This is a genomic window from Roseofilum reptotaenium CS-1145 (genome assembly GCF_028330985.1).
In the GTDB taxonomy this organism is placed as follows: domain Bacteria; phylum Cyanobacteriota; class Cyanobacteriia; order Cyanobacteriales; family Desertifilaceae; genus Roseofilum; species Roseofilum reptotaenium.
In genome coordinates this window covers 49,285-68,820 of sequence record NZ_JAQMUE010000082.1, presented here as the reverse complement: position 1 = coordinate 68,820, position 19,536 = coordinate 49,285, and the positions used below count along the sequence as shown (strand labels likewise).

Annotated in this window: 25 protein-coding genes; 16 read left to right on the top strand and 9 right to left on the bottom strand. The window is 44.9% G+C overall.

The features are described from left to right. The first annotated feature begins 108 nt into the window (after window positions 1-108). The 3 genes from PN466_RS17480 (at window position 109) to PN466_RS17470 (ending at window position 2,281) form a co-directional block, all read left to right on the top strand. Entirely contained in the window at window positions 109-735 is a 627-nt protein-coding gene (locus PN466_RS17480) for a class I SAM-dependent methyltransferase (RefSeq protein WP_271941838.1), read from the top strand. Window positions 736-864: 129 nt separating this feature from the next. After that, on the top strand, window positions 865-1,704 hold the full coding sequence (locus PN466_RS17475; protein ID WP_271941625.1) for a class I SAM-dependent methyltransferase: 840 nt from the start codon (window positions 865-867) through the stop codon (window positions 1,702-1,704). Next, complete coding sequence (locus PN466_RS17470; RefSeq protein ID WP_271941623.1) at window positions 1,697-2,281, top strand: GNAT family N-acetyltransferase; 585 nt, start codon at window positions 1,697-1,699, stop codon at window positions 2,279-2,281. The genes PN466_RS17475 and PN466_RS17470 overlap by 8 nt, the downstream gene beginning before the upstream one ends. 87 nt (window positions 2,282-2,368) lie before the next feature. Here PN466_RS17470 and PN466_RS17465 read toward each other — a convergent pair whose 3' ends face one another. Both PN466_RS17465 and PN466_RS17460 read right to left on the bottom strand, forming a co-directional pair. Further along, a complete protein-coding gene (locus PN466_RS17465) occupies window positions 2,369-3,955 on the bottom strand; it encodes a serine/threonine-protein kinase (protein WP_271941620.1) in 1,587 nt (528 codons plus the stop codon). Between the two features lie 869 nt (window positions 3,956-4,824). Beyond that, window positions 4,825-5,187, bottom strand: a complete 363-nt coding sequence (locus tag PN466_RS17460; protein WP_271941617.1) for a winged helix-turn-helix transcriptional regulator — start codon at window positions 5,185-5,187, stop codon at window positions 4,825-4,827. A 164-nt stretch (window positions 5,188-5,351) separates the two neighbouring features. Between PN466_RS17460 and PN466_RS17455 the strand changes: the two genes are divergently transcribed. Genes PN466_RS17455 through PN466_RS17445 form a run of 3 tightly spaced genes read left to right on the top strand, consistent with a single transcriptional unit; the run spans window position 5,352 to window position 7,373 of the window. Continuing rightward, window positions 5,352-6,056 carry a glutathione S-transferase family protein gene (locus PN466_RS17455; RefSeq protein ID WP_271941615.1) on the top strand — a complete coding sequence of 235 codons (705 nt, stop codon included), beginning with the start codon at window positions 5,352-5,354 and terminating at the stop codon, window positions 6,054-6,056. 32 nt (window positions 6,057-6,088) lie between these two features. Then, entirely contained in the window at window positions 6,089-6,733 is a 645-nt protein-coding gene (locus PN466_RS17450; protein WP_271941613.1) for a peroxiredoxin-like family protein, read from the top strand. A 46-nt stretch (window positions 6,734-6,779) separates the two neighbouring features. Then, the gene (locus PN466_RS17445; RefSeq protein ID WP_271941610.1) at window positions 6,780-7,373 is read left to right on the top strand and encodes an NAD(P)H-dependent oxidoreductase; all 594 of its coding nucleotides are present in this window, start codon (window positions 6,780-6,782) and stop codon (window positions 7,371-7,373) included. A 230-nt stretch (window positions 7,374-7,603) separates the two neighbouring features. On the opposite strand, the gene PN466_RS26415 is transcribed toward PN466_RS17445, so the two are convergent. The 6 genes from PN466_RS26415 to PN466_RS17415 form a co-directional block, all read right to left on the bottom strand. Further along, window positions 7,604-7,813, bottom strand: coding sequence for a DUF1810 family protein (locus tag PN466_RS26415; protein ID WP_271941835.1), 210 nt, complete (start codon window positions 7,811-7,813; stop codon window positions 7,604-7,606). Window positions 7,814-7,898: 85 nt separating this feature from the next. Beyond that, entirely contained in the window at window positions 7,899-9,293 is a 1,395-nt protein-coding gene (locus PN466_RS17435) for an FAD-dependent oxidoreductase (RefSeq protein ID WP_271941607.1), read from the bottom strand. A gap of 33 nt (window positions 9,294-9,326) precedes the next feature. After that, a complete protein-coding gene (locus PN466_RS17430) occupies window positions 9,327-9,896 on the bottom strand; it encodes a Uma2 family endonuclease (RefSeq protein ID WP_271941604.1) in 570 nt (189 codons plus the stop codon). Between the two features lie 138 nt (window positions 9,897-10,034). After that, window positions 10,035-11,450 (bottom strand): NAD(P)(+) transhydrogenase (Re/Si-specific) subunit beta, encoded by a 1,416-nt coding sequence (locus tag PN466_RS17425; protein WP_271941832.1) that lies wholly within the window; start codon window positions 11,448-11,450, stop codon window positions 10,035-10,037. A gap of 60 nt (window positions 11,451-11,510) precedes the next feature. Next, window positions 11,511-11,798 (bottom strand): NAD(P) transhydrogenase subunit alpha, encoded by a 288-nt coding sequence (locus tag PN466_RS17420; RefSeq protein ID WP_271941602.1) that lies wholly within the window; start codon window positions 11,796-11,798, stop codon window positions 11,511-11,513. Between the two features lie 131 nt (window positions 11,799-11,929). Continuing rightward, the gene (locus PN466_RS17415; RefSeq protein ID WP_271941599.1) at window positions 11,930-13,081 is read right to left on the bottom strand and encodes a Re/Si-specific NAD(P)(+) transhydrogenase subunit alpha; all 1,152 of its coding nucleotides are present in this window, start codon (window positions 13,079-13,081) and stop codon (window positions 11,930-11,932) included. A gap of 381 nt (window positions 13,082-13,462) precedes the next feature. Here PN466_RS17415 and PN466_RS17410 point away from each other — a divergent pair, with 381 nt between their 5' ends. After that, window positions 13,463-13,882: a hypothetical protein gene (locus PN466_RS17410; RefSeq protein WP_271941596.1), complete on the top strand. Its 420-nt coding sequence runs from the start codon at window positions 13,463-13,465 to the stop codon at window positions 13,880-13,882. A 68-nt stretch (window positions 13,883-13,950) separates the two neighbouring features. Here the strand turns inward: PN466_RS17410 and PN466_RS17405 are convergent, their stop codons facing one another. Beyond that, window positions 13,951-14,268, bottom strand: coding sequence for a type II toxin-antitoxin system VapC family toxin (locus tag PN466_RS17405; protein WP_271941593.1), 318 nt, complete (start codon window positions 14,266-14,268; stop codon window positions 13,951-13,953). 121 nt (window positions 14,269-14,389) lie between these two features. On the opposite strand from PN466_RS17405, the gene PN466_RS17400 reads away from it, so the two are divergent. From PN466_RS17400 to PN466_RS17360, 9 genes are all read left to right on the top strand, one after another. Then, window positions 14,390-14,863, top strand: coding sequence for a type II toxin-antitoxin system VapC family toxin (locus PN466_RS17400; RefSeq protein ID WP_271941591.1), 474 nt, complete (start codon window positions 14,390-14,392; stop codon window positions 14,861-14,863). Window positions 14,864-14,866: 3 nt separating this feature from the next. Continuing rightward, window positions 14,867-15,082, top strand: a complete 216-nt coding sequence (locus PN466_RS17395) for a hypothetical protein (RefSeq protein ID WP_271941589.1) — start codon at window positions 14,867-14,869, stop codon at window positions 15,080-15,082. A 231-nt stretch (window positions 15,083-15,313) separates the two neighbouring features. Then, the gene (locus tag PN466_RS17390; protein WP_271941587.1) at window positions 15,314-15,859 is read left to right on the top strand and encodes a DUF2808 domain-containing protein; all 546 of its coding nucleotides are present in this window, start codon (window positions 15,314-15,316) and stop codon (window positions 15,857-15,859) included. Between the two features lie 143 nt (window positions 15,860-16,002). Beyond that, window positions 16,003-16,140: a 50S ribosomal protein L34 gene (rpmH, locus tag PN466_RS17385; RefSeq protein ID WP_271941585.1), complete on the top strand. Its 138-nt coding sequence runs from the start codon at window positions 16,003-16,005 to the stop codon at window positions 16,138-16,140. A 112-nt stretch (window positions 16,141-16,252) separates the two neighbouring features. After that, on the top strand, window positions 16,253-16,630 hold the full coding sequence (gene rnpA, locus PN466_RS17380; RefSeq protein ID WP_271941830.1) for a ribonuclease P protein component: 378 nt from the start codon (window positions 16,253-16,255) through the stop codon (window positions 16,628-16,630). Further along, window positions 16,620-17,021 carry a PH domain-containing protein gene (locus PN466_RS17375; protein WP_271941582.1) on the top strand — a complete coding sequence of 134 codons (402 nt, stop codon included), beginning with the start codon at window positions 16,620-16,622 and terminating at the stop codon, window positions 17,019-17,021. The genes rnpA and PN466_RS17375 overlap by 11 nt, the downstream gene beginning before the upstream one ends. 118 nt (window positions 17,022-17,139) lie before the next feature. After that, window positions 17,140-18,330, top strand: coding sequence for a membrane protein insertase YidC (gene yidC / locus PN466_RS17370; protein WP_271941579.1), 1,191 nt, complete (start codon window positions 17,140-17,142; stop codon window positions 18,328-18,330). A gap of 15 nt (window positions 18,331-18,345) precedes the next feature. After that, the gene (locus PN466_RS17365; RefSeq protein ID WP_271941576.1) at window positions 18,346-18,849 is read left to right on the top strand and encodes a Jag family protein; all 504 of its coding nucleotides are present in this window, start codon (window positions 18,346-18,348) and stop codon (window positions 18,847-18,849) included. Window positions 18,850-18,867: 18 nt separating this feature from the next. Beyond that, on the top strand, window positions 18,868-19,386 hold the full coding sequence (locus PN466_RS17360) for a YceD family protein (protein WP_271941827.1): 519 nt from the start codon (window positions 18,868-18,870) through the stop codon (window positions 19,384-19,386). Window positions 19,387-19,536: the final 150 nt, after the last annotated feature.

Genomic DNA, 19,536 nt, shown 5'->3' with positions numbered 1-19,536 from the left:
TTTTACGCTGAAAGTTATGAGCTGCGTAAAGCTGCCTCAACGATGACTAAGGCATCAATTGAGTGGTTTCAGAGCAATTTGACCGTGTTAATGCAATCCTGATCGCCCCTGCACAATGATGATACATTATCGGTACTCAGCATCGGTAGCGGAGAAGGGGATATCGATCTGGAAATCATTAAGAGTCTCGCTCCTCAAGCCGATCGCCCGTGGCAACAGTTGCACTATGTTGCTCTTGAACCGAATCCGATTCATCGCGATCGCTTCCTCGATCGCCTTCACCACGCCTCTTTAGCACATACCATAAACGTATCGGTACGTGAAGATTCCTTCGATCCACATCAACCCCTTTCTCAAGAACCGTATGACCTGGTGTTGTTAACCCATGTTTTATACTACTTTGACGATCCACCTCAAGCCATTGAACATGCCCTAGCTCATACCAAACCGAATGGGAGAGTCATTATCGTTCACCAAGCGGCTACCGGTATTCCTCAAATCCAGCGCGAGTATATGCTCGATATTAAGGGCAATGAGGATGAACTGTTGACCGCAGATGATATTCAAAATTTACTCGATCGCCAATCTTGGCCATACCAGTTTTATCCTGTTGATGCTCAATTAGATGTCACGTCATGCTTAGTGCGATCGGATACAGGCATCAAAATTAGGTCCTTTTGCATGGAATGCGATCTACGCCAACTGCACGAGGCAAAATTTGCGAAGGTTCTCTAGGCATTTTCGCAGTTAGCTGAAACTGATGACTCTGGCAAAGCATTTATTCAGGAACCTCTGGGTGTTTTTGTTCTCCAAGCTGTTCCAGACAACGCTGCTGTAAGAAAACCAGATGATTTAGATCCAGTCGTGGATTATTGGCAACTGGCTCGACAATTTGATTGGTCGGGAACTTTCTTCAAACAACATCAGCAAAAATTAAACAGCCCAACTCAACCATCCCCCCTTCGGTTACTCGATGTTGCCTGTGGTACGGGAAGATGGTTGCAGGCGTTCGATCGCTATGTTCAACTCGACGAAGCAATTGAATCAATTATCTATGACGCATTAGATCCCTCTGAAAGTGCTATTACTCAAGTTCAACAGAAGATGTATCATCCTTTCCGCCAGGAGAAGCAATACAATAGCACAATTCAGGAGGCTGAACTCGATCCCAATGCCTACGATCTGCTGTGGTCAATGCATGGTTTCTACATGGTTCCCCGTCAAGATTTAGAATCGGTCTTACAAAAATGTGCGGGTTCGCTCAATGAGACTGGAGTTGGATTTATTGCGCTGGCGACTCAGAGGTCTTTCTATGTTAATTTCTACGAGCAATATCGGCATATCTTTGCAGAAGGGAGAGGCGATCGCTTTACCTCAGCAGAAGATATTGTCGCAGCCCTCTCATCCTGTAGAATCGAGCATCAGGTCTACCGTATTGTCTATGAAGAGCAAATCCAAGCTGACGATCTCGCAGCCATAGAACATTATATTAAACACGAAGCGACCATTAACAGTTTCAATAAAGATAAGGAACATACTCAATTAGATACCTCTAGAAATATTTTCCTAGAGATGTTGCTTGCTCGCCCTAGAATGGCAAAATATCTTAAATCCCTGTATCGGGATTCTTCGTACTATTTTCCACAAGAAGTTTGGTTGATTGCCTTTAAACCTTTACGTGAGAAAAGAGAAAGTCATGGATAAGAAAGTAATTTTAGAACCCAAGAGTCCAAACAAAATCTTTCTTCAGCCTATGGAAAGTGGGCATGTGAGTCACTTAATAAAGCTGGCTCGCAATCCAGAGTTAAGTCTTTTGTTAGGCTGGAATCCATATTTTGAACTCGATCAAACCGAAGAATTCATACAAGCCATCTCATTGTTTGCTTTCCCCTATTCTCGATCGGGTGACCCCCTAGCCTTTGGGATTTATTATGTTACCGAAATCCTGCCGATTGGATATGCTGTTCTTAAGGGAATTAATTGGGAAATAGGAACCGCAGAAATTGGTATCGCAATCTTGGATGAAATGTACAGAAATAGAGGATATGGGACATTAGCGATCGGGCAATTAATTGATTACACATTTGAGGAATTGAACTTTGAACTTATTGGAGCAGCCGTTTTAGTATCTAATAGGGCTTCAGTAAACCTTTTCCAGAAATTAGGATTTGTTGTGAAAACAATCCTCTATAGTTCATGGACTATGCCTGATAGTAGTGTAGAGGATATGTTAAGGATGGAGTTAACAGCTCAAATATGGCGAGAAAAACACGATCGATAACTCAAGAGTTCAGAAGATTGTCAGCCCTAAACCTGGGTTTTCACTATTAAACCTTGATTAAGTTTTCGGGTTCCAACTTCATTCAGCCTACTTTCCGCGCCCTTTGGGTAACACCGTCCTCCAATTCGTTCGCGCCCGCTTTAGCTGCTGATCGGTCACCTTAGCCCCCGTTAAATTCGCCCCACATAAATTTGCCCCATTCAAATTGGCACTACTCAAATAGGCATAACTCAAATCAGCGCCCCGCAGATCCGCCCCCTCTAAATTCGCATAATTAAAATAAGCGCGACTCAAATTCGCATCCCGCAAAATTGTCTGTTTTAAACGCGCCTTTGTAAAATCCGAGCGAAATAAATTGGCACGAGTGAAATTTGTCTTCACAAACTTACATTCTCGGAAATTTGCCTCTGGAAACACCATTTCCTGAAGATTAAGGGCACTCAAGTCATGATCGACAAAATCCCTACGACCCTTGGCATAATAGGTGAGCAGCTCTTGCTCCTTCAAACGAGTGGGAATCTTTGGCTTGTTTGCCCCCGAACTTCCTCCCGAAGTTGGGCCAGAATTGGCTTGAGTTGAAATTGAGGTATTAGAAAGTCCTGTATTACCGCCTCGCAATCTAGATTGGCGCGAACGAATCGACACCCCGAAACGAGAGAGATGGCTACTTGGGCCAGAATTCCCAGTATTGCGCCCTCCTGTCCCCCTAGAAGAGGTCTCCGTTGTCGGTTTCACTGGCCCCGTTAACATCCCTTGGGCTAAACTATCCAAATAAGGCTCTAACTCTAAAGCCTTCAAAATATCTTGGGCACACTGATAGCGATGTTTAACTGACCCATCGAGCATTTTCTTCAACACGCGAGTTAAATGATCGCTAATTTGTACCTGTCGTTCCCAAAGAATTTCGCCGGTCGCCGGATCGTAACCCAAATCCTTTGGAGATTTAGCGGTTAACAAATAAATACAAGTTACACCCACTGCATAAATATCGCTGGCATAAACGGGTCTCAGAGCCATTTGTTCTGGGGGGGCATATCCTGGAGTGCCAATCGCAAAAGCCGTTAGAGCAGTTTGTTCTGAACTATTATCTACTGCTGTCGGATTTACCTGATCCTTAACTGCCCCAAAATCAATCAACACTAACTTCTTATCCTGATTGCGGCGAATCAAATTAGCGGGTTTAATATCTCGATGAATAACCTGATTGGAGTGAATATACTCAATGACTGGCAACAGCTCGCTTAAAAACTGCTTAATTCCGGCTTCCGTAAATGGCCCTCCCCGTTTTACCTCTCGGCTTAAGGTTGCTCCGCTAATGTATTCCTGAACCAAATAAAATTCCTGTTCAGTTTCAAAATAATCGAGCAAACCAGGTAACTGTGGATGATTGCCAATTTTACCCAGGGTCTTTGCTTCTCGTCGAAACAGCTCTCTAGCCATTTGCAGGGTTTGAGGAGAGGTAGAAGCCGGGCGCAATTGCTTAATCACACAATAGGGATTCCCTGGAAGGGATAAATTTTGAGCCAGAAAAGTTGCCCCAAATCCACCTTGTCCCAAGAGTTTAGAGATATGATAACGTTCTCGAAGCAGCAGTTTGGAGCCACAAGCAGCACAAACTTGAGCATTGGGAGAATTTTCTGGATTTGGACAAACCGGGTTAACGCAGTAGCTCATTGAGGCCTTACTCGCTTCTTAAGTTTGACTGCCAGGATAGGGCTATCCTAGATTGATTATGACGCAAGTTAAGCAGGTGTTCGATCGTCATTGTCGCTCTAATTACTACCTTTATCTGGGAGTTGAGAGTAATTATACCAAGCGACTGGCAGAGCAATCCAATCATCAATCACAATCTAGGTATGACTTTTGAGTTATGCATCCCTATTTATCATCATACATGCTCTTTCAAGAACTTGACAGTTAACCATGGGGTAATGTCAAAGCCTAAATTTCTCGGCGCACACAGATCTCATCAGCAACTGTTATCCATGTAAGCCTCCCACGTCACTTCAATATGATTCTCGTCTATTTTCCTTAGAGAATGTTGAATTTGAACCCTTTCACCTGTACGACGGGTTAGTTGACCCCTAGAGGAGAGATTCTGTTGACCACGCTCAACCACAGAAAGCTCAATAAACGCTCCATTAGATGAAAACTGTCGCCGCTCCATTAGCTGGCCTTCGGAATTAAAAGACCAGGTTTCGACTGAGCTTAAACGATTGTCTTCAAATCCCTTTCCAATAAGCCAACCTCGTCCGTAACTCTCCATGTGAATGCTGTACCTCCTTCTGTCGGTTGGCATGTCTATTCACCTATTAAGAACTGTGCTAGAGGTTCTGCAAATGACGGCAATGGAATGAGGGTCAACACAAGGGTAATTATACAGCAGCCTATATGTCGCATAAGGTCAATGTCTGTATAGTATTGGATAAGGCGATCGCTATAGATTGGGTCACAACAGCAACTTCTGCCTATTCCCAAACCCTTCATTTACGTGGTGATTTTTTCCAATTATGCCTTAGCATACCTGAAAATCTGCAATTCCTCTAGATATTATTAGCTTCTGACCAATTTTTGAGTTCTTCCAAAAAGCCGAGCGCAGTTTGGCCAAACTCGGTGATTTCGTAGGCGACGGCGATCGGGCGATCGCTCACTACTTCCCGTTTGACCAAACCCGATTCTTCCATTTCTTGCAGCCGCTGGCTCACCATCTTTTTACTGGCTCCCCCTAACTGTCGCACCAAATCATTGAAGCGCACCGGGCCATCTTTGAGATGCCAGAGAATTGAGCCTTTCCATTTGCCCCCCAACACGCGCATTCCTCGCTCAATGGGGCAGGGTTCTAAACAAGGCTCTACTGCACTCTTGCGACCCTTGCTATCTGTGGTGATGTTGGTAACAGTACTCATAATAAATTTGGTTACTAAAAGTATACTGGTTGACGCTAGTTACTAGATTATTTATCTTAAGATATATAGCTCACCTGTACCATCACTGGCCGGATTTTGGGATGACGACAAGCACTAGCCGTCTCCTATATCCGATTTACATCCTTTCATGATCAGAGGTTGTTATGGCATCCCCCGATATTCATCTGTACACCGCTTCCACGATGAATGGTTGGAAGCCCGTCATCTTTCTCGAAGAGGCGGAGGTTGAGTACGAACTGACCTACATTGACTTTGGGAAAAAAGAGCAAAAATCTGAGTGGTATATGAAGCTCAACCCCAATGGCCGCATTCCGACAATTATTGATCGCGGCAATGATGACTTTGTCGTTTTCGAGTCGGGAGCAATTCTCTGGTATCTCGCACAAAAGTACCAGAAGTTTCTTCCGCTCGACGAAAAAGCCCGGTCTCAAGCCTTGCAATGGCTGATGTTTCAGATGAGTGGCATTGGGCCAATGATGGGGCAAGCCATGTACTTTCAACGCATTGCCGCCCCTAAAGGAATTGAAGACCAATACGCGATCGATCGCTACGTGGCCGAGTCACGGAGATTGCTAGAAGTGCTAGACCAGCAACTCGAAGGCAAAGCCTATTTATTGGGAGACGACTTCACCATTGTTGATATTGCCACGTATCCCTGGGTGCGATCGTACCCTTGGGCAAAAGTTTCCATTGAGGGACTCGATAACCTCCAAGCTTGGTGCGATCGCATCGATGCTCGACCTGCCACTCAAAAGGCCGTCACGATTCCCAAACCCTTCTCAGCATTCTTTGGCAAAGGGGATGAAGCCGCTTCCCAAGCCGAAAATGCCTCACGGTTTAATGCGTAAACTCACACTTAATACCCATTGGAGAATTCAACATGACGCTCGCAAACGACTTACAAGCTTTCCAACAACAATTTCGCAGTAATGTTCCCCAAGAAACACAGAATGTAATGCAGCAGGCTACCACGGACTTAGGGGACTCCGGGATTCTGAAGCAAACGCTCAAGGTGGGCGATACCATTCCAGACTTCACTTTGCCAAACGCTACAGGGCAACCTGTGAGTATTAAAGAACTTTTGACGAAAGGCCCTGTAGCGATCGCATTCTATCGCGGCGGTTGGTGTCCCTACTGCAACCTAGAACTCCAGGCATTGCAAAATGCCCTGGCAAGTATTGAAGAGACTGGAGCCACTCTAGTCGCCATTTCGCCCGAAACTCCAGATAATTCCTTAACCACGCAAGAGAAAAATGAGTTAGCGTTTCCCGTCTTAAGTGATGTGGACAATCAGGTCGCTCGACAATTTGGGCTGGTCTTTAAGTTGCCCGCTTCTCTGCTTCCTATTTATCAAAGTTTCGGCATTGATGTGGCGGCTCATAATGGCAATGACCATTTTGAATTACCCATTCCCGCCACCTATGTCATCCAACCCAATGGCGAAATTGTGTATGCCTTTACAGATGTCGATTACACCAAACGGGCAGAACCGAGTGTTATTGTAGATGCTTTGAAAGGGCTGTAATAACTTCGATTGCCCCTATCAACCATAACCCCAGGAAATTTCAACCATGCCAAATATCTTCATCATCAATGGCCACGAAGAATATGCTATCTCCCCCGGCAAACTCAATGCCGCGTTAGTTGAAAAAGCCCAAACTCTTCTGAGTGCCAAAGGATATACCGTCAAAATCACTACGATGAAAGATGATTACGACATTGAAGAAGAAATCGCAAAACACCAGTGGGCTGATGCAATTATTCTTCAAACTCCCGTCAACTGGATGGGGGTATCATGGAGCTTCAAAAAATACATGGATTATGTGTATTCTTCTGGTCTGGATAGTCGGCTCTGTAACGGTGATGGCAGAACTCGCAAAGACCCCAGCAAGCAATATGGTACGGGTGGAACGCTGACTGGTAAAAAATACATGCTTTCCCTGACGTTTAACGCACCAAAAGAAGCCTTTAACGATCCCAATCAGTGGTTATTTGAAGGCAAAAGTGTAGATGATTTATTCTGGCCGATGCATCTCAACTTTAAGTTTTTTGACATGGAGCCTTTACCAACGTTTGTCTGTTTTGATGTGATGAAAAACCCAGATATTGAAAATGACTTTATCCGATTTGAATCGCATCTCAATCAGTACTTCAAAGGCTCTTAGAAAGCTCAAGTAAAAAACTTTCAATTACTTCAATATTGTATTGAAGGGTGTCCTCTTGTCTGACGAAAAGATGTTATTTGATTGGGTCTTCGTAGCCCAGACTTGTTTTATAGTGCTTGGTGCTGTGATGGGGAACTAGAGGGAGCAAAGAACAGACTTGGTGGAGCTTTGAATATGTTATTCACTCCACCCACTCCCCTATTCCTCCACGGAGAGCGCTTGGCGCTGTATTATTGATTGCATCCCAACAACTCCAACGTTTTCCTGTCTCGTTCCCCGTTGTAAAACCGATCCAACACTTGTACAAACACAGAATCAGGGGGTGGCACGACTGAAAATAAGGTGGCACATGATCGCAATTTCAGGTCATCAGGGGAGCCAAACATGTCATGTGCCGATCGCCCAGCTATCCCTAAAACGGTTGTTGTACATTCGAGCAGGCGATCGCCTAAAACTGAATGCTCTAAAATTGACTCAATAATCGCTGCTTTGAGTTAGTTAATCGCAAGAGAGATGCGTCCAATCTCAACTTAAAGACCTGCCATGTATCCTTTGATTATAATCCTGCCATTCTTGGTCAGTTTGATATAATCCCCTCAACGTGGCTTGTTGCACTTGGGCCATAATTGGATAGCGAGTTTTTTCATACTCATCAAACACTTCATTAATTTTCTCTAAATTCTCTTCATAACCTTGCTCAAATAACCGAGAAATTCCCCTAGACAAACACCAAGCATCTTCCAAACCTTGATTAGCGCCTTGTCCAGCAAAAGGCGGCATTCCGTGAGCTGCATCTCCAGCTAAAACTATTTTGTCTCGATGCCATGAAAACTCAGGGATGCAAGCTGTTTTTAATCGAGGATCGGCCGTTTCTGGAAACGATAAATCAGCAGTAACCGGATAGATATAATAGGGACGAGCTACCATAGAGTCTGCCGGAGATAAGCGTAATAACTCAAGCAATTCTTCTGGAAATTCTTCCTGGGTCAGAATATGAATGGTACGATCGATAATTTCGGGCTTGCTTTGTTGAGTTAATTCTTCTACAGAAAAACAATGATGCATGATGTAAGCAAATTGATGATTCGGTCTTTTCGCCAAAATTAAACGCGACTTGTTGTTATTGATTCCCTGTGTTGAATGTTCGTTAAATATAGAGACTAAAGGCAATTGGCCGATAAATTTTTCATAGATAGTTTGTGCTAAAGTATCAGGAATTGTTTCAGTCCCCGTACATCCAATTAGACCATAACCGGAATACAAAGGGCGATCGTCTGGATAGATCAGACGGCGAACTGTAGAATTAATGCCATCAGCAGCAACTACCAATTTAGCGCGAATAGATTGAATAGAAGTCGGTTCTGTAGAGGGATTTTCTGTGAAACTTTCTGGCCAATGAGCATAAATATTTGGGGATTCTTGACCATTAGATTGATAGTCAATTCTCAGATATCCTGTATCTGATTCTTGTACGATATTAACACAACGGCAATTGGCTTGAACTTGGGATTCAGACAGCAGCGTTCTTAAAGTTGTTTGCAAAGTGTACCAACCGATAGATACGCGCCCTTCTCCATAGGTTTTGAACCAATGGTCAAAACTCAGAGGAACAGCCCGTAAAATTTCACCTTGGGTATTTTTATAGACCCATTGAGGAGATGGGGAACTAGGCTGATCGGGAGAAGCTAAATATAAAGTTCCAGATTGTTTAACTGCGTCATATGCATCTGGAGCAATCAGTTTCAGCGCCTTTAAACCATTTGGTAGTAAATCAAATCCCTGACCAACTTGACGAAATTCACGAGTTTTATCAATAACTAGGATATTTTCTAGACCTCGTTTTTGCAAACCGATTGCCGTAGCTAACCCTACTGGGCCAGCGCCCACAATTACCACATCATAGATAGGAACTTTAGTCATGGATAGAATTGAAATCTATTACTCGGTCATCTCTCACTGTGTCAAAACCTCATCATAAATCTCTGCCATTGTCAAGGTTAAACCCACTGAATTTAACTCTAAATTATCATCGGACTCTAAGATTTCTAGAGACCAGGTTCCGTCCGTATCCCGTCGATATACTTCCACCTTCATTTGGGTTTGAGAAACAAGAAAATATTCCTGTAAACTGGGCAAACTTTGATAATTCAATCGTTTTTCTCGTCGATCTAAACTTTGAGTGGAAGGAGAAAGGACCTCTACAATTAAACAAGGACGAGTTTTATAGTATCTTTCCGTATCTTGAGGGTCACAAGTCACCATGACATCGGGATAATAAAAAAGCTCCGCAGTATCGCGAGCCATGGGCATATTAACTTTCATATCTGACATGAATGTTTTACAACCACTGCCCCGTAAGTGAGAGTTTAAGAAACTAGCAATATTGAGAGTAATACGATTATGTTCTTCGCTGCCACCAGACATGGCGAATATTTGGCCGCCAAGATATTCATGGCGGATGGGACTCTTTTTTTCACCTTCAAGATAATCTACTACGGAAATTAATGCTGTAGAAAGTTTCATGAGTTTGTCCTGGTTTGCGCGAATATCCTGATTATATCAAATCCGATGAATTAACCAACGATCGCCAGGGAATAAAAAGCAGTAGTGGCTCAAAACTTTGAGCCACTACTCTCTCCATTTTATTGGAAATGACTACAACTACAACTCTTTGACACTAGAAACGAGTTGATTGACCATATCCTTAGCGCTACCAAAGAGCATCATTGTTTTATCCTTGTAAAACAACTCATTATCTACACCGGCAAACCCAGTATTCAAACTGCGCTTAATGACAATGGTATGCTTGGCGCGGTCTACTTCTAGAATGGGCATCCCATAAATGGGGCTATCCTGATTACTGCGAGCGGCAGGATTAACAACATCATTCGCTCCAATAACTAGCGCCACATCGGTTTGGTCAAATTGGGGATTGATGTCATCCATGTCATAGAGTTGGTTGTAGGGAACATTGGCTTCTGCTAACAGGACGTTCATGTGTCCTGGCATCCGTCCAGCTACGGGATGAATGGCATATTTGACTTCAACTCCTTGTTTTTCGAGTAAATCAGCTAACTCCCGGACGACATGCTGGGCTTGGGCAACTGCCATGCCATATCCGGGAACGACTACGACGGATTTGGAATAGCCGAGCATCATGGCTCCTTCTTCGGAGTCGATGCTGTGAACGGTTTGTTGTACTGCTCCTCCAGAACTTCCACTACTACTGGTTCCTTCAGCGGTTCCAAAGCCCCCAAAGAGAACATTGGTGAGGGTGCGGTTCATGGCTTTACACATGATTTGGGTGAGGATTAAACCAGAGGCTCCGACTAATGCACCGGAGATAATCAGGACGTTATTCATCACCACAAATCCGGCGGCGCTGGCGGCTAAACCTGAAAGGGAGTTGAGGAGGGAGATAACTACGGGCATATCGCCACCGCCAATGGGAATGACGAATAGGATACCTAGGAGTAAGGAAATTCCGGTCATCACCAGGAAAACCGGGGCGTTGATGGAGTCGTAGAGTAAATAGCCGGTTGTACCCAGAAAAGCAATCAGCAGGAGGATATTAATGGGTTGTTGCAGGGGAAATTTAATCGGCGCTCCGGTGAGTAAGCCTTGGAGTTTTCCGAAGGCAATTAGAGAACCGGTGAGGGTAACGCCACCGATAAAGACGCTGAGAATAATGGAGAGATTGGCATCAATGGGAATCGGTTGCTGCTGGTTTAAGCGCCGCCAAAATTCACCGATCGCCACTAGAGCAGATGCAGCTCCCCCCAAACCATTAAATAAGCCTACCATCTGAGGCATGGCCGTCATAGCGACCTGTTTAGCAGCGATCGCCCCAATCAGAGAACCAATAATAATCCCCACTAGAATCAGTTCATAGTTGAGAACTTGCTGATCGAGCAGGGTAACTACAACGGCTAAAAACATCGCAACAGATCCTAATAAATTCCCATTGCGAGCCGTTGCTGGAGAGCCAAGTTGTTTCAAACCAATGATAAACAAGGACGCAGAAACCAGATAAACCAGTTGAATCCCTGTGGGTAAATAATCCATTAATGCTGTCATTTGGGTAATAGGTAATAGGGAATAGGGAATAGGGAATAGAAAATCTCCCAATCTTCGCGTTCAGGCTTCTTTCTTCTTGAACATTTGCAACATGCGATCGGTGACCAAAAAACCGCCCACCACGTTGATTGTGGCGCAGACAACGGCAATTAGACCGAGGATTACGCTAATGCTGAGGGTGCGATCGCCGGCCACAATTAAGGCCCCAATTAAGGCAATTCCAGAAATGGCATTCGCCCCAGACATCAAAGGGGTGTGCAGCGTAGGCGGAACTTTGTTAATTACTTCAAAGCCAGCAAAACTGGCAAGCACAAAGACAAATAAAGCGCCGATTAATGATTCTGTCATGATGATAGGTAATGAGTAATGGACAGGGGAAATAGGGAATAGGGAATAGACCTTCTCTGCGTCCCTGCTCCCTGAGCGGAGTCGAAGGGAGCGCTCATATCTCTCGATTTTCCTATCCCTACATAACCCAGTTAATTGGCAACAGGAGATTGTTCGCTAGCCAAGGCATCTTTAACTCGCTGATTGCGGATTTCTCCGCCGTGGGTGACTACAGTGCCGCTGATAATATCATCGTCAAAGTCGAGATTTAATTCGCCTTCTTTCACCAGATAATTCAGCAGAGTGGAGATATTTTTGGCATACATTTGTGAGGCATGAATGGCCATAGATGCCGGAAGATTAATGGGGCCAATGACGGTTACTCCTTCATAGACAACATCTTTACCTGCTTCGCTAACTTCACAGTTACCTCCTTGTTCAGCGGCCAAATCAACCACCACTGAACCCGGTTTCATTTGTGCCACCATTTCTTTCGTCACTAACCGGGGTGCTTTTTTACCCGGAACTTGAGCCGTGGTAATCACCACATCTGCCGTTTTCACATGCTCGGCGACTAATTCTTGGGAACGGCGTTTGGAGTCTTCCGAAATTTCCCGTGCATAGCCTCCTTCGGCTACGGTTTCTTCATTGAGTGTTACTTCCACGAATTTAGCGCCCAAGCTTTGTACTTCTTCCTTGACGGCGGGACGAATATCAAAGGCTTCTACGACAGCTCCCAGTCGTCTAGCCGTGGCGATCGCCTGTAGACCCGCAACTCCAGCGCCAATGACAAATACTTTCGCCGGTCGAATGGTTCCCGCAGCCGTGGTTAACATAGGAAAGAACTTAGGCAGAGCCGCAGCCGCAATCAAAACCGCCTTATAACCCGCTACCCCCGCTTGGGAGGATAAAGCGTCCATACTTTGGGCACGACTGGTACGGGGAATCAGTTCCATACTTAAAGCTGTTACCTGAGCATTGGCCAGTTTCTGGATCATTTCTGGTTGGCCCAAGGGATTCAAAAAGCTAATCAGTACCTTTCCGGGAGTCAGTAGACCGAGTTCTTCTTCGACTGGAGAGCCAACTTTTAACAATACATCTACTTCTTTCCATAATTTCTCTTTATCAGAAATAACTTGCGCTCCCGCTTCCTCATAGGCAGAATCCTCAAAGCAGGACTGCTCGCCTAATCCAGATTCAACCCAAATCTCTAACCCCTGTTTGGTTAACTTGGCGATCGCATCGGGAATTAGAGCAACTCGGCGTTCTCGATACTCAACTTCTTTCGCAACTCCTATTTTCATGGATATTCCTCTTCTATAGCGATCAATGGGCTATGGTCGAACCAGCATTATTGCTGGATAGATAGCACCGACTGGATTTGAGTCATTTGCATTTGGTTCCTATGGATCGTAGGCCGATCCCTGGAAACCCAAGGGGATCTTTAACTTATTTTATGAATTAGCGGGATTTCAAGACCCTGACTGGATAGGTACGCGATCAAGGTGAGTAATATGAAATTCTTAGATATGTGCTACAGATGGTTGACGCGGGAACACGGAGACACGGAGACACGGAGATTGATATGTAGCGCGATTTTTGGGATTTGATCTAACATTCTTAGTGATAGTATTGTTACTGTCGGAGTCCCAAATCTAACAGGAAATAAAAGGCAGAACAGACTGATGCTTAATGAAACAAACCGAGCCAGACTGACAACGATTAAGGGGATGCTTACTGATTTTCTTGAGGGCGCTGTCGGCGATCGCGATCGCGCTACGGAACTAACCCGCATCTATATCTCAGAGTTAGCCGAAATCATGAATCGATATGAACCGCAACCCCCATCAGAAGATGACAAGATTTCGGCCGTACCTAACATAGACTTATCTTTCCGTAATCGAACCATGACTATCGATCTGAATTGGGTGTGGAGCCAATCAAGTTACAGATACGCAACCTTACAAGCAATATCCCATGGGAATGAACTAGAGATGCTTGTAGGAACCAAGAGAAATGCTCAAGAGCAGGTGGAACCAATTATCAAGAAGCGCTATTCAATCCCCATCAAGCCAGAACAACTCAAAGGGGAGTATGACTTTTAACGAACTCTCCAGAATGAATCTCATAAGATGAAGGAGACGAAACTGAAGGGCAATCGCCAAATTTCAACTCAAGGAATGACTTCAAAAGCATCTTTATCATATAGTCGATAAACATAAAAATCACTGTCTAATGTAAAGATTCGCTTAATCTTTTGACTTTCTGCCACAGCAACAAGAGAAGCATCAGCTAAATCCATAGGCAAGTCTTGATATTTTTCCATCAAAACTTCCATGCGTTGATATTCTGCTTCATGAATTGCATAAAGAAACAAAGCTTTTCTCTTGATAAAATCCCATAAGATTGCCTGTGCTGACCAACCTCGTAATTCTGATAAGAAATACATCGCTTCAGATTCTATCTTAACTCCTAGTTTCTGATTTGTCATAAGATCTAGAAACCTGATTCTGGGGATGCTGCCCCCTATCGAGGTCAAACCACCAACCCGGTTTCTTTGTACAGGTGGCGATCGCCGTAGCCTAAAATAGAGTGAGTTAACCTTTATCGATATGAGTGAAACAGTTTACATTGAAACAAGTATTTTAGGCTATCTCACCGCTAGATCGACCAAAAACTTGATTATCGCTGCCAACATGGAGATTACAAGGGACTGGTGGGAACTGCGTCGGAGAGAGTTCACGCTCTATACCTCAGAAGCCGTTTTAGATGAAGTAGCACAAGGAGATCCGGCGATCGCCACCCAACGACTAGAGATTTTACGCGATCTTCCTGTGTTAGACTTGAATCAGGCGGTACAAGGTTTAGCAACAGAATTTTTAGCCCGAAGTAATTTACCCCCCAAAGCCAAGATAGATGCCATCCACATCGCTGCCGCAACGGTTCACGGCTTGGATTATTTGTTAACCTGGAACTGTAAACATATTGCCAACGCCCAAATTCAAGGAAAACTAGCAGAAATTAGTTTAGATTTTGGCTATGTGCTGCCCGTTCTCTGTACCCCCAATGAACTGATGGGAGATTAGTTGATGTGGAAAGATGAAATTGTAGAAGAAATTCACCAAATTCGTGAAGCCTATGCCAAGTCTTTCAACTATGATTTGAATGCCATATTTGAAGACTTACGCAAAAAGCAAGCAGAAAGGGGCACAGAAGTGGTCACTTTGTCGCGCAAACCGGGTCTAAAAACCCGTTGGAGTCAACGGTTGGTTGGCGATAAAGCAAAGGAAACAAGCCTTAGTTAGGAGCGATCGCGCTCAATCTTAACCCCTACGTTCTAATTCGTCATAGGATCTAGAAACCGGGTTCTGGGGATGCTGTTTGGCGATTGCTCCTAAAGTATTTTGGCACTTTTGCACCCCGCCTTGCGTCCCCACTACGGCCCTATAGAGGTGACGTTTGTCAATCTTTGGGTGTCTTTTGGTAAAGTTAAGTAACGGTGTCTTAAATTTAAGGATGAGTTGAGGAGTTTTCCTATGCTTAAAACATTAAAGTCAATCAAGTATCCTCTGTTGGCTGCGGCGATCGCCACAGGTCTGGTGGCGGCTGTGCCTACCCTAACCTTCGCCAATGGTTTACCGGGACTGACTATCTTTGGGGGTCCTGGACGGGAAAATACTCTACCCTTCCGCCTTGACTATGATGGCATTGCCAATCAATGGGATCGCTATCGGCTTCGAGTGCCTCAAAAGAAACTCACAGAAGCAGTTCAGCAATTTACCATCTCCTACTCTGAAAGTCCCGCCAACTATACGGGCCAAATTGACCCCGATAAAGTAGAAGTGCGTATTAAAGGAGAGGCCCAACCCCTACAAGAGGTGATTTGGGATGAAGACAATAAACTGGTGGAGATTTATCCAGAAAACCCCATCCCCGCAGGTACTCCTGGATTAGAATTAGTCTTTTCCAATGTCAAAAACCCCGGATTTGGGATTTATCGGTTTAAGTGCCTAATTTTTACCCCTGGTGAGGTTCCTCTCCCCCGCTATATCGGAACTTGGGAATTAAGCATCAGTCCATAACTGCCTCATTCCCTTGGAGGATGGGGGATGGGGAGATGGCCTATTCCCTTTTCCCCTTCAGGGAACATCCCCTGAACTATGGTATAATGAATGATTGTGACATTTTTATTTGAGTCGCTAACCCTTTAAGTGAAAGCAATTCTATGAGTAAACGAACCTTAGAAGGAACCAACCGCAAACAAAAGAGAACGTCAGGGTTTCGGGCCCGGATGCGCAGTAATACTGGCCGCCGAGTCATTCGCACCCGTCGTAAAAAAGGCCGTCATCGGTTAACGGTTTAAGATTTACGGCTAATGTGGATGAGAGGAAATCCTTGCTGGGTAAGAGGTAAGGGTGCAATTGGGAGAAATCCCCCATTACCTCTTACCCATGACCAGCGCGAAGCGCTATATCATGCTCCCCAAAGCTAACCGACTGAAAAATAGACGACATTTTGTCGGAGTCTATCGTCAAGGAAGCCGACATGAGAGTGCCCACTTGACCCTAAGAGCTTTAGGGCCAAAACTTTCTCGTTCGCAAAATGCCCATCGTCCAAGCCACCCTACCCAAATTGGCATTGCGATTGGCAAAAAAGTTGATAAACGAGCCGTTTATCGTAATCGGATAAAACGGCAAATGCGGGCCAAACTCCGCCAACTGCTCCCCAAAATTCAGAGGGGGTGGAGATTGGTGTTTATTGTGCGCCCAAGTGTTCAATCCTGCAATTGGGACGAATTTCTGCAAGAATTAGAGCAGTTATTGGCACAGGCAGAGGTACTGAATGGGAATTAAAGAAGATGTCATCTATGATGGCGGCCCCCATATTGGAGATTTAATCTTCAATATTTTTATCGGTTTTACCATTATTGCTCTCCCCTTAACCATTGGTTCGATTATTCGAGCGATTTGGTCTCGATATCGGATTACCAGCCGCCGGGTTTCCAGTGTTGGAGGATGGATGGGACGCAACCGCACGGATGTAATTTACTCGGAAATCTCCCAAGTGGTCGTTGTTCCTAGGGGATTTGGATCGTGGGGAGATATGGTGATTACGCTCAAGGATGGCAGTCGTCTAGAACTGCGATCGCTCCCCCAGTTTCGGGAACTGTATGACTATATCAATGGCAAAATCTCCAAAAATGCCCAAACGAAAAGTGGCTCTGGGAGTAAGGTTAACGCCTAATTCTTTATCAGTCCGAGGACAGTCTGACTGTTCTCGGTGAAAATTAATCAGATCAAGCCTCCGACAATCAGATACACTGAAGAGGCAGTTCCTCAGCGCAAAGGTTAACTCACGACGAATGGACTTTGGTATTGGTTTTCTTTCTAGCAACGTTATGCTACCGATCCTGGATTTTTTCTACGGGATCGTACCGAGCTATGGTTTGGCGATCGTCGCCCTAACCTTGGTCATTCGGTTTGCTCTGTATCCCCTGAGTGCCGGATCAATTCGCAGTATGCGCCGCACCCGTGTGGTACAGCCCTACATGCAAAAGCGACAAGAAGAAATTCGCAATCGCTACAAAGATGACCCCACAAAACAACAAGAAGAGATGGCTAAACTCTTCAAAGAGGTGGGGAATCCCTTAGCCGGGTGTTTGCCAGTCCTGATTCAAATGCCGGTGCTATTTGCTCTGTTTGCCACATTGCGAGGATCGCCCTTTGCCGATGTTAACTATACAGTGGATGTGCAGATTTTCCCCCAAGAACAGATTCAGCGAATTCAACCCCAAATTTATGCCACCAAACCCCAAAACATCTATATCGAAGATGGGGTTCATGCTAAAGTAGCGGCAATTTTGCCTGGAGGTAATAAAATTGGGGTAGGCGAGAAAACCCAAATTAACCTACAAACTGTAGAAGGAAAAACGGTTAACGAGTTGGTGGCTCAGTATCCGGATCAGGTACAAAAGCTACAACCGACTTGGACGATAACTAAGGGTGAAGAGTTTGTTGAGGTTAATCCCGATGGCTCTTTGGTTGCTCTTCAACCGGGAGAAGTGACCCTTCAAGGGACAGTTCCAGGATTAGCAGCAGAGAAAGGATTTTTATTTATTAAAGCTCTCGGAAGAGTTGGGGCTGTTGATGATAATGGCAATATTAACTTCGACATCCTCGGAATGGTGTTGTTCTTCGGGGTCAGTTTGTATCTGAACCAGGTGCTGTCTGGCCAGGGAGGAACCAGTACCAATAATGATACCAATTCCCAGCAACAAACCATTAATAAGATTACGCCCATTATCTTTACAGGGATGTTCTTATTCTTTCCCTTACCGGCTGGGGTTTTGATGTATATGGTGATTGCCAATATTTTCCAAACGGCACAAACGTTTATTTTGTCTAAGGAACCGTTGCCGGAAAATCTCCAGAAGTTGGTCGAGGAAAAAGGCCTGAGCGTTAGTCCTGCGGGTACACTATCCGAGAATCGCGCGGATCTGCCTTTTGAAAAACGGTCTAAAAAGAAGACTAAACCGGAATCGAAAAAGAAATAGGCCTCGGTAGCAGCGATGAAGGAAACCATGCAAAAGCGCGGCCAGGAGTGGCTAGAAAACCTGTTAAAGAAGATGGGACTAGCCACTGCGGTGAGGGTGGAGGTAATTGAAGGATGGTCAGGACAGGAAACGTCTTGGTTAACGATTGACCCTTCGCCTTTAAATACGTCCCAGATTGAACAGTTGGTGGGTACGGGGGGCGAAAGTTTAGATGCCATTCAGTATCTGATTAATGCAATTCTCAATCTGGGACAAGACCGAGAGGAACAGGGGTCGTTTACAGTCGAGTTGAATGGCTATCGTCACCAGCGACAGCAGGAAGTGCAGAAAATGGCTGAGGTGGCGGCTTATACAGTACGTCAAACGGCGGTTGAGTTTGAGATGAAGGCGCTCTCATCAGCGGAAAGGAGAGAAGTGCATCAGTTTCTGCAATCGTATGAGGATCTGGAGACGGAGAGTGTGGGTAAAGAGCCTCATCGATGCTTGATTGTGCGCGTGCGACCCCAGCTCAGGGAGTAGTTTGCAAGGAGGTGGATGATGCAGATGATCCATATTCCTGGGTTGTTAAAGTGCCCAGATGGAAAACTCAAGATTGAGGTTGATGAGTATTTAGATGGGTTGGATTCTTTGATGCCTGTCGAGGGCTGGATTAAGATGATTCACCAAGGGAGTTACTTGGAGGTGAAGGCGATCGCCGAAACGATTGTAACCCTGAAGTGCGATCGTTGTCTGCAACAATATAATTATCGACTGCGGGCAAAAGCGAAGGAAATGATTTGGCTCGATCCCAATGCTGAGACTCTCAACGATAATCTACCGTTAGAGCGAGAAGTGGCTTTAGAGGATTTGGTGGAAACCCTCTCCCCTCAAGGTCATTTTGACCCTGAAGCTTGGCTCTACGAACAGCTTTGCTTAAGACTTCCCCATCGGCAATTATGTGATCAAGATTGTCCAGGAATTGAGGTCACTCAGCAAATGGCTGCACCTGACGATACTGCTATGGATTCCCGTTGGTCAGCTTTGGCAAATCTTAAGGATCAATTCCCACGAGCTTAATCGCAAAACTCTAACCTATTTAGGGAAGTCATTAAAGACCAGGGTAGCAACAACAGTCATGGGACTTAGACAAAAATCAGCACTGATATCTAGTTCAAAGCTATACAGAACAAGGATTTAACATCGATCAAGTACCAATCCAGTTAGGGC

What these genes read in the sequence shown, in the direction of transcription:
- PN466_RS17470 (WP_271941623.1), top strand. Translation starts at nt 1,697, where the DNA reads ATGGATAAGAAAGTAATTTTAGAACCCAAGAGTCCAAACAAAATCTTT.
- PN466_RS17465 (WP_271941620.1), bottom strand. Translation starts at nt 3,955, where the DNA reads ATGAGCTACTGCGTTAACCCGGTTTGTCCAAATCCAGAAAATTCTCCC.
- PN466_RS17460 (WP_271941617.1), bottom strand. Translation starts at nt 5,187, where the DNA reads ATGAGTACTGTTACCAACATCACCACAGATAGCAAGGGTCGCAAGAGT.
- PN466_RS17455 (WP_271941615.1), top strand. Translation starts at nt 5,352, where the DNA reads ATGGCATCCCCCGATATTCATCTGTACACCGCTTCCACGATGAATGGT.
- PN466_RS17450 (WP_271941613.1), top strand. Translation starts at nt 6,089, where the DNA reads ATGACGCTCGCAAACGACTTACAAGCTTTCCAACAACAATTTCGCAGT.
- PN466_RS17445 (WP_271941610.1), top strand. Translation starts at nt 6,780, where the DNA reads ATGCCAAATATCTTCATCATCAATGGCCACGAAGAATATGCTATCTCC.
- PN466_RS17435 (WP_271941607.1), bottom strand. Translation starts at nt 9,293, where the DNA reads ATGACTAAAGTTCCTATCTATGATGTGGTAATTGTGGGCGCTGGCCCA.
- PN466_RS17430 (WP_271941604.1), bottom strand. Translation starts at nt 9,896, where the DNA reads ATGAAACTTTCTACAGCATTAATTTCCGTAGTAGATTATCTTGAAGGT.
- PN466_RS17425 (WP_271941832.1), bottom strand. Translation starts at nt 11,450, where the DNA reads ATGACAGCATTAATGGATTATTTACCCACAGGGATTCAACTGGTTTAT.
- PN466_RS17420 (WP_271941602.1), bottom strand. Translation starts at nt 11,798, where the DNA reads ATGACAGAATCATTAATCGGCGCTTTATTTGTCTTTGTGCTTGCCAGT.
- PN466_RS17415 (WP_271941599.1), bottom strand. Translation starts at nt 13,081, where the DNA reads ATGAAAATAGGAGTTGCGAAAGAAGTTGAGTATCGAGAACGCCGAGTT.
- PN466_RS17410 (WP_271941596.1), top strand. Translation starts at nt 13,463, where the DNA reads ATGCTTAATGAAACAAACCGAGCCAGACTGACAACGATTAAGGGGATG.
- PN466_RS17405 (WP_271941593.1), bottom strand. Translation starts at nt 14,268, where the DNA reads ATGACAAATCAGAAACTAGGAGTTAAGATAGAATCTGAAGCGATGTAT.
- PN466_RS17400 (WP_271941591.1), top strand. Translation starts at nt 14,390, where the DNA reads ATGAGTGAAACAGTTTACATTGAAACAAGTATTTTAGGCTATCTCACC.
- PN466_RS17395 (WP_271941589.1), top strand. Translation starts at nt 14,867, where the DNA reads ATGTGGAAAGATGAAATTGTAGAAGAAATTCACCAAATTCGTGAAGCC.
- PN466_RS17390 (WP_271941587.1), top strand. Translation starts at nt 15,314, where the DNA reads ATGCTTAAAACATTAAAGTCAATCAAGTATCCTCTGTTGGCTGCGGCG.
- rpmH (WP_271941585.1), top strand. Translation starts at nt 16,003, where the DNA reads ATGAGTAAACGAACCTTAGAAGGAACCAACCGCAAACAAAAGAGAACG.
- rnpA (WP_271941830.1), top strand. Translation starts at nt 16,253, where the DNA reads ATGCTCCCCAAAGCTAACCGACTGAAAAATAGACGACATTTTGTCGGA.
- PN466_RS17375 (WP_271941582.1), top strand. Translation starts at nt 16,620, where the DNA reads ATGGGAATTAAAGAAGATGTCATCTATGATGGCGGCCCCCATATTGGA.
- yidC (WP_271941579.1), top strand. Translation starts at nt 17,140, where the DNA reads ATGGACTTTGGTATTGGTTTTCTTTCTAGCAACGTTATGCTACCGATC.
- PN466_RS17365 (WP_271941576.1), top strand. Translation starts at nt 18,346, where the DNA reads ATGAAGGAAACCATGCAAAAGCGCGGCCAGGAGTGGCTAGAAAACCTG.
- PN466_RS17360 (WP_271941827.1), top strand. Translation starts at nt 18,868, where the DNA reads ATGCAGATGATCCATATTCCTGGGTTGTTAAAGTGCCCAGATGGAAAA.